14 protein-coding genes are annotated in these 12,946 nt (G+C 61.6%); 5 read left to right on the top strand and 9 right to left on the bottom strand.

The features are described from left to right. Positions 1-53 precede the first annotated feature (53 nt). A complete protein-coding gene (locus C7G61_RS09100; protein ID WP_108513764.1) occupies positions 54-572 on the bottom strand; it encodes a flavin reductase family protein in 519 nt (172 codons plus the stop codon). A gap of 174 nt (positions 573-746) precedes the next feature. Here C7G61_RS09100 and C7G61_RS09095 point away from each other — a divergent pair, with 174 nt between their 5' ends. Continuing rightward, positions 747-1,229, top strand: a complete 483-nt coding sequence (locus C7G61_RS09095; RefSeq protein WP_202975763.1) for a MarR family winged helix-turn-helix transcriptional regulator — start codon at positions 747-749, stop codon at positions 1,227-1,229. A gap of 85 nt (positions 1,230-1,314) precedes the next feature. On the opposite strand, the gene C7G61_RS09090 is transcribed toward C7G61_RS09095, so the two are convergent. The 6 genes from C7G61_RS09090 to C7G61_RS09065 form a co-directional block, all read right to left on the bottom strand. Next, complete coding sequence (locus C7G61_RS09090; RefSeq protein WP_108513763.1) at positions 1,315-1,509, bottom strand: hypothetical protein; 195 nt, start codon at positions 1,507-1,509, stop codon at positions 1,315-1,317. A 470-nt stretch (positions 1,510-1,979) separates the two neighbouring features. Then, positions 1,980-2,513 carry a tetratricopeptide repeat protein gene (locus C7G61_RS09085; RefSeq protein WP_108513762.1) on the bottom strand — a complete coding sequence of 178 codons (534 nt, stop codon included), beginning with the start codon at positions 2,511-2,513 and terminating at the stop codon, positions 1,980-1,982. Between the two features lie 55 nt (positions 2,514-2,568). After that, complete coding sequence (locus tag C7G61_RS09080; protein WP_108513761.1) at positions 2,569-3,123, bottom strand: TIGR02281 family clan AA aspartic protease; 555 nt, start codon at positions 3,121-3,123, stop codon at positions 2,569-2,571. Positions 3,124-3,163: 40 nt separating this feature from the next. After that, complete coding sequence (locus C7G61_RS09075) at positions 3,164-3,367, bottom strand: DUF1289 domain-containing protein (RefSeq protein WP_108513760.1); 204 nt, start codon at positions 3,365-3,367, stop codon at positions 3,164-3,166. A 56-nt stretch (positions 3,368-3,423) separates the two neighbouring features. Then, the gene (locus C7G61_RS09070; RefSeq protein ID WP_190241736.1) at positions 3,424-5,022 is read right to left on the bottom strand and encodes a sensor histidine kinase; all 1,599 of its coding nucleotides are present in this window, start codon (positions 5,020-5,022) and stop codon (positions 3,424-3,426) included. 201 nt (positions 5,023-5,223) lie between these two features. Continuing rightward, the gene (locus tag C7G61_RS09065; RefSeq protein ID WP_108513758.1) at positions 5,224-6,096 is read right to left on the bottom strand and encodes an NAD(P)-dependent oxidoreductase; all 873 of its coding nucleotides are present in this window, start codon (positions 6,094-6,096) and stop codon (positions 5,224-5,226) included. A 174-nt stretch (positions 6,097-6,270) separates the two neighbouring features. On the opposite strand from C7G61_RS09065, the gene C7G61_RS09060 reads away from it, so the two are divergent. The 4 genes from C7G61_RS09060 (at position 6,271) to C7G61_RS09045 (ending at position 10,647) form a co-directional block, all read left to right on the top strand. Beyond that, positions 6,271-6,705, top strand: coding sequence for a VOC family protein (locus C7G61_RS09060; RefSeq protein ID WP_108513757.1), 435 nt, complete (start codon positions 6,271-6,273; stop codon positions 6,703-6,705). A 272-nt stretch (positions 6,706-6,977) separates the two neighbouring features. Further along, on the top strand, positions 6,978-8,123 hold the full coding sequence (locus C7G61_RS09055) for an Mrp/NBP35 family ATP-binding protein (protein WP_108513756.1): 1,146 nt from the start codon (positions 6,978-6,980) through the stop codon (positions 8,121-8,123). Between the two features lie 181 nt (positions 8,124-8,304). Next, positions 8,305-9,393 carry a TRAP transporter substrate-binding protein gene (locus C7G61_RS09050; protein ID WP_108513755.1) on the top strand — a complete coding sequence of 363 codons (1,089 nt, stop codon included), beginning with the start codon at positions 8,305-8,307 and terminating at the stop codon, positions 9,391-9,393. Between the two features lie 165 nt (positions 9,394-9,558). Next, a complete protein-coding gene (locus C7G61_RS09045; protein ID WP_108513754.1) occupies positions 9,559-10,647 on the top strand; it encodes a TRAP transporter substrate-binding protein in 1,089 nt (362 codons plus the stop codon). A 78-nt stretch (positions 10,648-10,725) separates the two neighbouring features. On the opposite strand, the gene C7G61_RS09040 is transcribed toward C7G61_RS09045, so the two are convergent. Next, on the bottom strand, positions 10,726-12,330 hold the full coding sequence (locus C7G61_RS09040; protein WP_108513753.1) for a TRAP transporter large permease: 1,605 nt from the start codon (positions 12,328-12,330) through the stop codon (positions 10,726-10,728). After that, positions 12,327-12,866, bottom strand: a complete 540-nt coding sequence (locus C7G61_RS09035; protein WP_108513752.1) for a TRAP transporter small permease subunit — start codon at positions 12,864-12,866, stop codon at positions 12,327-12,329. The genes C7G61_RS09040 and C7G61_RS09035 overlap by 4 nt, the downstream gene beginning before the upstream one ends. Between the last annotated feature and the right edge of the window lie 80 nt (positions 12,867-12,946).

Genomic DNA, 12,946 nt, shown 5'->3' with positions numbered 1-12,946 from the left:
GGTTTGCTCCGTGTCTTCGATGGATTGAAAGGCGGTCAGGTGGCTGGCGCGGTTCACGCGGCCTGGCTGTCGTGCGGCACCGAGAAGCAGTAGGTCGCATCCTGGTAGATCAGCGGCTCGATCGGATCGCGCACGTTCACGACCTCGGCTTCGCCGATGAAGATCGTGTGCGTGCCGTAGGGCACGGCGGCCGCCTTCTTGCAGAAGATGTTGATCTGCGCGTCGGCGAGGTAGGTGACGCCCTCGGCCGAGGTCTTCCAGTCGCCGAGCCCGAACCGCTCCTCGGCCGGGAGCGCGCCGCTGAAGGCGGATGAAAGCGGGACCTGATCGCGGCGCAGCACGTTGACGCAAAACCGGCGCGCCAGCAGCATGATGTCATGCAGCAGCGTTGCCTGGTTGATGCAGACGATCAGGGAAGGGGGATCCAGCGACAGCGACGTCACGGCGGTCGCCGTCATCCCGTGCCGGCGATCCTGGTCGGCCGAGGTGATGACCGACACCGCCGCGGGAAATCGCCGCAACGCGCGCTTGAATGTTTCACGCAATTCGTCGGATGCCGAATCCAGCGACATGGTTTCCTCCACTGAAATCCGCTCTTGTCCGACGGCTCAACTTTCCTTGAACAATAGTTGCATTTGCAAATATCGGTCAAGAGAAATTTTCAAATGCAACAATTGCCTTGAAAAATAATCGGCGTCCGGTTATTGGAAGATTGCAAAAGTTGCACCGAGGCAGGACGCAAGGCATTGTACAGGCTGACAAATTCCTTTCCCTATTTGCTCAACCGCGTGGGCGTGCAGATGGGTGAGCTGTTTTCCAGGCGCATTGCCGGCTACGGCGTGACCCTGCCGATGTATCGTGTGATGGCCGCGCTTTGGGAAACCGGCGACCAGCGGCTCGGCGATCTTGCGGCGATGACGACGATCGAGATATCGACGTTGTCGCGGCTGGTCGGGGAGATGAAACGGCGCGGCCTCGTCACGCGGGCGCGGCTGAAGGACAACGGTCGCACCGTTGCGATCAACCTCACGCCGAAGGGGCGGACGCTGGTCGAAGAGCTGATCCCGATCGCCATCCACTTCGAGGAGGTTGCGGTCCGCGATTTCCCGTCGAAGAACATTTCGGACCTGAAGGCAATTCTGGCAGAGATCTACGAGAGCCTGAAGTCGCTCGAACCCGAGATCGAGGAAGCCAACAAGGCGCGCAAGGCATCGAGGCCGAAAGGCTGACGTCTCCGCGGATAATTTGCAGCGGGCGGGGAAACGCTGGACGCGCCTCCGCCTTTTGCCTTCTATGCCGGACTGGCGTTCGCCTTTAGCTGCGCATGGCGGCGCGGAAGCCGACGAAGCTCAACGCGGCCGCCACGATGACGGCAATCCAGCTCGCCCAGAACGGCACATCGACGCCATTAAAGGTGACGGACCACCCCATCACAATCCGGATCAGCTGCAGAAGTGCGATCAGGGCAAAGATGGTGGCGGCAAGCGTGCAAAAGGTTTTGATGGTCATTGCCCATCTCCGATGGCAACGAGGACGTGCTTGTCCCCCGCAGCCAAAATGGGGAGGGACCGGCGCGGCGGCCACTCCCCTTAGGCAGGCTTAGGCAGGGAAGTGGTTTAGATCGTATGCATCATCCCAGCCGAGGCAATCATGACAGCCGATCTGTGGGCATTAGTTGCGGCCATGCTGTTGGTCGTCGTTCAGCTCACGCTATCCAGTGTGCTGACACTCCGTCAGCTCGGGGGTGCCTGGGTCGCAGGGTCTCGTGACGAATCGCGCGAGGTTACAGGTCTAAGCGGGCGCTTTGTTCGGGCGCACCGCAATCTGCTTGAGATATTCCACAGTTCGCCGCCGCGCGGTGGCGCTTGTGGCGGCCGGCAACATCAGGATAGCCGTGCATCAACGCTGCCGTTCGCTAATTCTTGCAGGCTCAATGAAGGGAATCATGCAAGACGTGGCCCGCTTGTTTGGAGCCCTTGTCAGCCGCCTTCCTCAGCAGCCGCAGCGCCTCGTCGGTCGGGCGACCGTCGATAAACAGCCTTATGGCAAACAGGTATAGCGTCTCCGGATGCTCTTGTTTGAAAGCCCGGCCGTACCATGACTCTGAAGCGTCGGGGATCGACCGGATAGCCGTATTGCCCGGTTTCCAAATACCACGCCAAATGGTGCTGCGCTTCGCCGTATCCATTCTTGGCCGCTCGCTCCAGCCAATAGTTGGCAAGCTCGGTACTCCGGCTGAAGAGATTCCCGAAACGTAAGTGCTGCCCGAGCTCCCATTGGGCCTCCCCGTTGTCCGCCTCCGCCAAATCTTCGAGCTTGCCAAGCCAGAATTTGCACCGCTCTCGGTTAGCTGGAAACCCTTCCTCTCTCCCTGAGTGCCAGAACGCTGCAACAAAGCAGGCAACTGGATCACCTTGCTCCGCGGCGGCTTTCATCAGTCGAAGAGCGGTAACGTTGTCGTCGCGATTATTGGCTTCCATGGCCTCCAGAAATAGGCGCGATCTACTCGCCACGTCTGTCTCCGTTGACGATAGTCATCTCGCAGGCGGCCAAGCGATGCGCTTTAAATCAGTTCGCCGCCGAGCGGGAGCGTTTGTGGTTGGTCGCGACCTCGGGATAGCCGTGCAGCATCACCTTGTCGGCTTGCACGCCCCAGCTTTCCAGGCGATCGAGAAAGCTCATGCCGAGCAGGTTGGTCTTCATCTGCCCGCGCGGCACCACCAGCGCCGGCACCGATTTTTCGACGAGCCCACCGACTGCGAGACGGTCAAGCGTCAGCCGCGCCGCCTTGGTGTGACCGCCGGCGGTTTCGACGTCGACATTGTATTCGAGCATCTCGATCGGCAGACCGATCGCCTTCGCCGTCTCCCAGGTCAGCACCACCGACGTCGCGCCGGTGTCGATCACCATCGGCGCCTTGACGCCGTTGATCTTGGCATGCAGCGCGAATTCGCCAGCCTTGCCGCGCGCGATCTGCACGGCGGGCGCCGGCTCCAGGCTGCGTTGCCGCAGCATCTTCGTGACCGAGTTGCTGGCGCGCGCGATCTGGTTCGGATCGCCATAGGCGACGACGGCGCCGGCGGTAGCGGCGAGCATCGCCAGAACGAGCATGACGCGGATCACAGCGCGCCTCCGCCGGTTGGTCCCAAGATTCGTCCCGGGGTCAGCCGCGCTCGGGGCGCGGCGGCATCTGCACGAGGCCGGCTTCCGCCATGCGCGCCGCAAGGCCTTCCATCACGGCTAATCGCTCCGCGCTCTCCATGCGGTGCCAGCGCGCGATCTCCGGCAGCGTGCGTCCGCAGCCGAAGCAGAGTTTGGTTTTGGGGTCCATCATGCAGACTGCGATACACGGCGTTTCTTTGCTCATTTATCGATAGTGAAATGGTTTGCGTCACTTGCGCAAGCGCTCCAGCTACAACCCGGTTACAAGCCGGTTCCTGCACTCATGATCGGTTTGTGACGCGTCCGCCGTTTGTCGTCGGCTGTGAAGGTGGGATCGGGCTGCAGGGGCGGGGCCTCCTCGGCCATCGGCGCCAGCGCACTCATCACGCGCTCCGGCGGGAAGGTGACGATGACTTCGGTGCCGATGCGCAGCTTCGATTTCAGCGTGAAGGTACCGCCGTGCATGTCGATCAGGCTCTTTGCGATCGGAAGGCCCAGCCCCGCGCCCTGTTCGGCCGATTTGATCGAGTTGGAGCCCTGGCCGAACGAGGCCAGCACGACCGGAATCTCATCCTCGGCAATGCCGGAGCCGGTGTCCTTGACGCTCAGATATTGCCCGCCGGAAGCGGTCCAGCCGACCTTGAGCCAGATATCGCCCCCCTGTGGGGTGAACTTGATCGAATTGGACAACAAATTGAGCACGACCTGGCGCGTGGCGCGTTCGTCGCCCCAGATCCGGGGCATGCCGTGCTCGAACACCTCGTGGATGGTGATGCCGCGGCTGGTCGCGCGCAGCTTCAACAGATGGTGGCAGTCGGCAACGACGTGCACCAGCGACACCGCTTCCTCGTTCAGCTCATAGCGGCCTGCCTCGATCCGTGACAGATCGAGAATCTCGTTGATGAGATTGAGCAGGTGAACGCCCGAATTATGGATGTCGGCGGAATATTCCTTGTACACCGCCACCGTATGCGCGCCAAAGATTTCGCTCTTCATCACTTCGGAGAAGCCGAGGATCGCGTTCAGCGGCGTGCGCAGCTCGTGGCTCATCTGGGCCAGAAAGCGCGACTTGGCGACGTTGGCGGATTCGGCGCGGTGCCGCGCTTCGTCCGAGATCGCCTTGGCCTGTTCGAGTTCGCCGATCAGCGCGTCCTTTTCGGCGCGCGCTTCCAGGGTCGCCAGGGTCGTCGAATGGAGCTGATGGGCGAGCAGGGCAAAATAGGCTTCGGCGGCGACCGCAAGCAGCGCGAGCGCGTAATTGTCGAAGGTTCCGCCCATGACGAAATTGAGCGCGATCGCCGCCGTCACCGGCGCGGTCGCGGCCATCGCCGCAATGGGGAGGGTTGCCGCCAGCATGCTCGACACCGCGATCACCAGCAGCATCAGGAACATCATCATCGTGTTCGAAACGACGTCGAGGCCGGCCGGATGCAGCAGGATCGCCGTCCAGCTCAGGCCGTAGAGCAGGTCGAGCAGCACGAACCGGGTTTGCCATTTGCGCGTGGCGGCGAGCGAGGGCTGCTCGCCGAGGAAGCGCCAGCAATTGCGGATGATGGCGGCATGGATGCAGAGCATGCCGACGGTCCAGACCGCGGCCGGCACAACGGCCTTCCAGAGGCCGAACAGCACGCCGGTCGCAACCACCAGCAGCATGACGACGAAGGAGGCCGATACCCGGGTCTGGGCGTATTGCCGGAGCAATTCGGTATCGAAGGCCGGGCGGGTGCCGCTTGATGACGTTAACCGATCCCGCGCCTCGCGCACCCGCTGCGCCGCCACGCGCCGGGTGTTGACCGGCGGTGCCACCGGCGCTTCTGCCGGAAGCTGCACGACCTCGGGCTTTTCTGCGGGGTTACTCATCAAACAACACAAATCCTGCCCGTGAACCGCGCGGGCTTTTTGCATTGTCTATCTGTGGCGCTAAATCATTAAGCGATGACTTAAAGAGCTAAAAATATCCGTTAACGGGAAGTTAAAATTAACCTGTTCCCCAAATGGAACCCCGCTTCTGACGAGACAAAAAGCGGGGCTCGTTCTCCGATCTTAACCGGCTTTTTTAACTCACCGCTCCAGCCGGGCCATCAGGCTCGACGTATCCCAGCGCTTGCCGCCCATCTTCTCGACCTCGGCGTAGAACTGATCGACCAAAGCGGTCACCGGCAGGTTGGCGCCGTTGCGGCGGGCCTCGGCGATGCAGATCGATAGGTCCTTGCGCATCCATTCGACCGCAAAGCCGAAATCGAACTTGCCCTCGTTCATCGCTTTGTAGCGGTTCTCCATCTGCCACGACTGCGCCGCGCCCTTGGAGATGGTCTCGACCACGGCCGCAACGTCGAGCCCCGACTTCTTTGCGAAATGAAGGCCCTCGGACAGGCCCTGGACCAGACCCGCGATGCAGATCTGGTTGACCATCTTGGTGAGCTGGCCGGCGCCGGCGGGTCCGAGCAGTTTGCACATCCTGGCGTAGGAGCCGGCGATGATCGGCTCGGCCGCGGCATAGGCATCTTCCTTGCCGCCGCACATCACCGTCAGCACGCCGTTTTCCGCACCGGCCTGGCCGCCGGACACCGGCGCGTCGATGAACTTGAAGCTTGCCTTGGTGGCGGCGGCGTCGAGCTCGCGGGCAACCTCGGCGGAGGCGGTGGTGTGGTCGACGAAGACAGCACCCTTTTTCATGCCGGCGAAGGCGCCGTCGGTACCGATCGTGACCGCACGCAGGTCATTGTCGTTGCCGACGCAGCACATCACGAAATCCTGGCCATCGGCCGCGGCCTTCGGCGTCGGCGCGGTGCGCCCGCCGAACTTGTCCGCCCATTCCGCAGCCTTGGCGCCGGTCCGGTTGTACACGGTCACCTCGTGGCCGCCTTTTTTCACCAGATGTCCTGCCATAGGGAAACCCATGACGCCGAGACCGAGAAAAGCGACTTTAGCCATGTGTGTTACCTTGAAGTTTTGCCGGCGACATTGGGCTGGCCGGACGGGTGTTCTTGAGGGAGCCGCACCATACAAGCTGCGCAGGGCAGGGCAACGCCTTCGTTTGGCGGGCGGGGCCGGATTTGTGCTAGGATAGCAATCTCAAGAACTTCACAAAAAAGGGAGTGACATCGCATGGGCGTCAGCGTGGGCGTGCTCGACCATTTCAACATCCGGACCCGCAACCTTGCCGATACGGTCCGGTTCTATGAGGACATTCTGGGCCTGGAAAAGGGCGCCCGGCCGAACTTTGCTTTCCCCGGGGCGTGGATGTACAGCGAGGGCAAGGCGGTGGTGCACCTCGTCGATATTTCCAGGACCGAGGAACCGCAGAAGCCGGATTCCGGCGTCGTCCATCATGTCGCGTTTGCCAGCTACGGCTTCGACGGCATGAAGCGGCGGCTGGAAGCGAAGGGCATGGCATATGACTCCCGGCAGGTGCCGGGCGGTGACCTCTGGCAGATCTTCGTCAATGACCCCAACGGCGTCATGATCGAACTGAACTATGAGGCCGCCAAGGAGACGGCCGCAGCCCCTGCCGAGCGGCGGGATGATGTGGGAGCGAGGTAGCCTTTTGCGCTGAACCGCTCTATGGGTCGCATCGGGCTAGAGCATGATCCGGAAAAGTGGGGACCGGTTTTCCGAAAAGATCATGCTCGAATCAAAGAGATAGAGCGGGATGATGTTTCGAAGAAGTATCATCACGCTCTGGCGTTTTGGGACGAGGCCCGCTTTTCGGATGTGCTCCGAGGTGGATCGGGTCGCGTCAAGAAAGCGCGTCGATACAAGAGAGTAGGGCCCGGTTCTCACTCAGGACCGAAAGGGCTTCAGGAGATGCGCGAGTGAGCGTTACGCAGCAACAGGTTCTCGATTCCCTTGGCGGGGTGGCGTCGCCGCGCGGCGTGCCCTTGACCAATGCCAATGTGCTGTCGGCGATCTCGGTCACCGACGGCAAGGTGTTCTTCTCCATCAACGTCGACGCAGCGGAGGCCCGCGCCTGGGAAAGCGTGCGGGCGCAGGCCGAGGCCGCCGTGCGCGCGATTCCCGGCGTCACCGCGGCGATGATCGCGCTGACGGCCGAGCGCAAGCCCGGCTCGCCGTCTCCTGCGCCTGCGCCGCATCGCCATGCGCATTCACATTCTCCCGGCGTGCAACCGGTCGCCGCGCATCGCCCGCCGCAAGGCGCGGCGTCGCCGATGTCGAAACAGGCGGAGATACCGGGCGTTGCCGCGGTCATCGCGGTGGCCTCGGGCAAGGGCGGCGTCGGCAAGTCGACCACCGCGCTCAACCTGGCGCTGGGCCTGCGCGACCTGGGCTTACGCGTCGGCCTGCTCGACGCCGACATTTACGGCCCGTCGGTGCCGCGGCTGACCGGCATCAATGAGAAGCCGCAACTCGATGACAACAGGAAGATGATTCCGATCCAGCGTTTCGGGCTTTCCATCATGTCGATCGGCTTCCTGGTCGAGGAAAACACCGCGATGATCTGGCGCGGGCCGATGGTGATGTCGGCGATCACCCAGATGCTGCGCGACGTGGCGTGGGGTACGCTCGATATTCTGGTCGTCGACATGCCGCCCGGCACCGGCGATGCGCAATTGACGCTGGCGCAGAATGTGCCGCTGAAGGGAGCGGTGATCATCTCGACACCGCAGGATCTCTCGCTGATCGACGCGCGCAGAGGGCTCGCGATGTTCAGGAAGGTCAACGTGCCGGTGCTCGGCATCGTCGAGAACATGAGCTACTTCCAGTGCCCCGAATGCGGCACGCGTTCCGACATTTTCGGTCATGGCGGCGCGCGGCATGAAGCGGAACGGCTGGGCGTCCCGTTCCTGGGCGAGATCCCGCTGCACATGTCGATCCGGACCACCTCCGATGACGGTAACCCGGTGGTGGCGAGCGAACCGGACGGTCCGCATGCCGCGATCTACCGGGCGATCGGGACCAGGGTTCGCGACCAGCTTCAGGGCGCTATCGCTGCGGCCTGAGGCCCTTATCCGTCGCCCCTAAGACTTTGGTTTAATCAGTGCAGTCATGCCTTTGTCGCGTTTTCGATAGCGAACTTCCGTGTTAAAGCCGCCCCGCCAGAGCGCCCCGGATGACGTGGAATTCGCCCGCCGGAGGACAGCTCGAGGAATATGGGAAACGACCCGTCTTAAGGAGACTTGAATGAAGCGTCGTGATTTTTTGAAGGTTTCAGCGGCCGGTGCTGCCGCGACAGCCGTTGCCTCGCCGGCGATCGCGCAATCATCGCCTGAGATCAAATGGCGCCTGACGTCGAGCTTTCCGAAGTCGCTCGACACCATCTATGGCGGCGCTGAGCAGGTGGCGAAGTACGTCGCCGAGATGACCGACAACAAGTTTCAGATCCAGGTGTTCGGAGCCGGCGAAATCGTCCCCGGCCTGCAGGCGCTGGACGCGACGTCGAACAATACCGTCGAGATGTGTCATACCGTCTCTTATTATTATGTCGGCAAGGATCCGACGTTTGCGATCTTTGCCTCGGTCCCGTTCGGCCTCAATGCGCGCCAGCAGAATTCCTGGTGGTACCAGGGCGGCGGTGAGGCACTCGGCAACGAGTTCTTCAAGAAGTTCGGCGTGATCGGCTTCGCCTGCGGTAATACCGGCGCGCAGATGGGCGGCTGGTTCCGCAAGGAGATCAAGACGGTCGCCGATCTTTCGGGTCTCAAGATGCGTATCGGCGGCATCGCCGGACAGGTCTTTCAGAAGGTCGGCGTGGTGCCGCAGCAGCTCGCCGGCGGCGAAATCTACCCGGCGCTCGAGAAGGGCACCATCGATGCGGCCGAGTGGGTCGGTCCCTATGACGACGAGAAGCTCGGCTTCGCGAAGGTCGCGAAGTACTATTACTACCCGGGCTTCTGGGAAGGCGGCCCGATGATCCACGCCTTCTGCAATCTCGAAAAGTGGAATTCGCTGCCGAAGAACTATCAGGCGATTCTCACCAATGCCACGGCCCACGCCAATACCTGGATGAACGCACGTTACGACATGCAGAACCCGTCCGCGCTGAAGCGCCTGGTGGCCGGCGGCACGCAGCTGCGTCCATTCACCAATGAAGTGCTGGAAGCCTGCCTGAAGTCGACCAACGAGCTGTGGGGCGAACTGTCGGGCAAGAACGCCGACTTCAAGAAGTCGATCGACGCAATGCAGGCCTACCGCTCCGACCAGTATCTGTGGTGGCAGGTTGCCGAATACACCTATGACAGCTTCATGATTCGCTCGCGCACCCGCGGCTGATTACGTCTTAAGTCGTAGAAAGCAGCCCGGCCTTCGCAAGGAGGCCGGGCTTTTTTCGTTTTGCCCGTATAGTTCGGGATGGAAATCGGGAACCGGTTGTTCCATGCTGGCTGTGAAGGCCTCGCCAAGAGGGCCACGACACGTTCACCAACAGGGATGGATTCAATGAAAAGAAGAGATTTTCTTAAAGTCACAGGCATTGGCGCGGCCGGCGCTGCAACTCTGGCGGCTCCCGCCATCGCTCAATCGATGCCGGAGATCAAGTGGCGTCTGACGGCAAGCTGGCCAAAATCACTCGACACGCTGTGGGGCGGGGTCGAGCTGATGGCCAAGCTCGTTGGCGAAGCCACCGACAACAAGTTCCAGATCCAGGCTTTTGCCGGCGGCGAAATCGTGCCCGGCCTGCAGGTGCTTGATGCCGTGCAGAACGGCACCGTCGAGATGGGCCATACGGCGTCCTACTATTATTTCGGCAAGGACCCGACCTTTGCCTTCGGCACGGCGGTGCCGTTCGGTCCCAACCAGCGTCTCAACCAGGCCTGGTACATGCTCGGCGGCGGCAGGGATCTGCTCAACCAGTTCTACAAGAGCTACAACGTCACCTCGTTTCTGGCCGGTAACACCGGCTGCCAGATGGGCGGCTGGTTCCGAAAGGAAATCAACACCGTCGACGACCTGAAGGGGTTGAAGATGCGTATCGGCGGCTTTGCCGGCCGCGTGATGCAGAGGCTCGGCGTCGTGCCGCAGCAGCTTGCCGGCGGCGACATCTATCCCGCGCTCGAAAAGGGCACGATCGATGCGGCGGAATGGGTCGGACCCTATGACGACGAGAAGCTCGGCTTCAACAAGGTCGCGCCGCATTATTACTATCCCGGCTGGTGGGAAGGCGGACCGATGCTGCTCGGGCTCGTCAACCTGGATAAATGGAATTCGCTGCCGAAATACTATCAAAGCGTCATCGAGCAGGCCGGCCAGTCCGCCAATAGCTGGATGATGGCGAAGTACGATCAGGGTAATCCACCGGCGCTGAAAAAATTGCTCGCCGGCGGCACTAAGCTGCACGCGTTCTCGCCACCGATCATGCAGGCTTGCCTCAAGGCGACGAAGGAACTGTATGCCGAAACGGCGGCGACCAATCCGAACTTCAAGAAGGTCTTGGAGTCGCTGAATGGTTTCACGGGCAACGGATACCAGTGGTTCCAGGTCGCGGAGCTCGGTTACGACAGTTTCATGGCACGCAACCCGCAAGGCTGATCGCGTCGTAGCAGGTTCGACAAGCAAAAACCCCGGAGCGAAAGCTCCGGGGTTTCTTCTTGGAAGAAGCGAAGGCCGCTATTGTTTCGGCCCGCCGAAATCCAGCATCGGTGGCAGTTCGATCTGCGGCACCTCGATCCTGACCTTGCTGAGATCGACGTCGAGCGGCTTGTCGAGCAGGGCGGTAACCACGACAGGGAAGGCGATCACGATCGCCACCATCACCGCCTGCAGGCCGATCCAGGGCACGGCACCCCAATAGATATCGGAGCTCTTGACCTCCTTGGGCGCAACGCCGCGCAGGTAGAACAGCGCGAAGCCGAAGGGGGGATGCAGGAACGACGTCTGCATGTTGACGCAGAGCATGACGCCGAACCAGATCAGGGCGGCATCCGCGCCGACGACTGGTGTCAGAATCTTCTGCGCGATCGGCGCAACCATGGGCAGGATGATGAAGGCAATCTCGAAGAAGTCGAGGAAGAACGCCAGGAAGAAGATGAAGAGGTTGATGAAGATCAGAAAACCCCAGACGCCGCCCGGAATCGAGGTCAGGTGGTGCTCGAGCCAGACGCCGCCGGAGACGCCGAGGAACACCACCGAGAAGCAGGTCGAGCCGATCAGGATGAAGACCACCATGGTGGAGAGGCGCATGGTCGTCGAGTAGCCCTGCTTGATCAAGTCGCGCAGGTCAGGAATGCGGACGGCTTCGAGACAAAGCCATACGATGGCGAGATAGACCACCGCGAAGGTTAGCTTGAACGCGAGCCCCTTGCCAAGGAGAACTCCGATGATCGCGCCGATACCGGCTGCGACGATGCCGACGATCAGCATCTTTTGACCCTTGTTGCTCAGGTCCTTGTGATGGATTGCGGCGAGAATGATCGCGCCGATGGCGCCCATCGCGCCGGCTTCGGTCGGCGTCGCCAGACCCAGCATCATGGTGCCCAGCACCACGAAGATCAGCACGGCCGAAGGAATGATGCCCATCAGGCATTTGCGCCAGAGCTGCCAGCCTGTCAGCGTTCGCGCTTCCCTGGGCACTGGCGGCACGTGACCGGGCTTGATCAGTCCGAGCATGAACGTGTAGCCGGCGAACAGGGCGATCTGGAGCACCGAGGGGCCCCAGGCGCCGAGATACATGTCGCCGACCGATTTGCCGAGCTGATCGGCCATCACGATCAGCACCAGCGAGGGCGGCACCAGCTGGGTGATGGTGCCGGATGCAGCCAGCACGCCGGTGATGTAGCGCACGTTGTAACCATAGCGGAGCATCACCGGCATCGAGATCAGCGCCATGGCAATGACTTGCGCCGCCACCGTGCCGGTGATCGCGCCGAGGATGAAGCCGACGATGATGACGGAATAGCCGAGACCGCCGCGGACCGGGCCGAACAACTGGCCCATCGAATCCAGCATGTCTTCAGCGAGGCCGCACCGTTCGAGGACGGAACCCATGAAGGTGAAGAAGGGAATCGCGAGCAGCAATTCGTTGGAAAGCACACCGCCGAAGATGCGTCCGGGAATCGCCTGCAGGAAGTTCATGTCGAAGTAGCCGAGATAGATCGACAGGAAGCCGAAGGACAGCCCGAGCGCGGCCAGCGTGAAGGCCACCGGAAAACCGATCAGCATGGCCAGAATCAAGCCGCCGAACATCAGCGGCGGCATCATCTCCAGCGTGATCATTGGGTCGGCCTCTCGTATTTCGCATCGATCACGACATAACCCTTCAGTGCAGCGATGCGCTTGATCACCTCGGAGACGCCTTGCAGCGCCAGGAAAACGAAGCCTACGGGAACGACGAGCTTGATCGGCCAGCGCAGCAGGCCGCCGGCATTGCTCGACGTCTCGCCGACCTCGTAGGCCTGGAGGAAGAATGGCCAGGACAGATAGCTGAGCAGCAGGCAGGACGGGATCAGGAAGCACAGCGTGCCGATCAGGTCGAGCCAGAGCTGGCCGCGCTCGGACAGCATCAGATAGAGAAGTTCCACGCGAACATGCTCGTTCTTCTTGAACGTGTAGGAGGCGCCGAACATTATGAACAGGGCGAACATGTACCACTGCAGTTCGAGCCAGGCGTTGGAGCTGTAGCCGAACGCGTAGCGGATCATCGCATTGGCGGCGCTCACCACGCAGGCTGCGAGCACGAGCCAGTTGCAGACGCCGCCTAGTTTCTCATTGAGCCAATCGATAGAGTTACTCAGTGCCAACAATGGGCTCATTACGCTCTCCTCGGACGCGTCATCGACGCGTGCCGGATGTCTTCATTGATATTGCGTTGCCATCTCGCGCCGGCCGCCTG

The organism is Bradyrhizobium algeriense, from assembly GCF_003062295.1.
Taxonomy (GTDB): domain Bacteria; phylum Pseudomonadota; class Alphaproteobacteria; order Rhizobiales; family Xanthobacteraceae; genus Bradyrhizobium; species Bradyrhizobium algeriense.
Note: the sequence above shows the minus strand (reverse complement) of the source record. Positions and strands in the feature narration are given on the sequence as shown.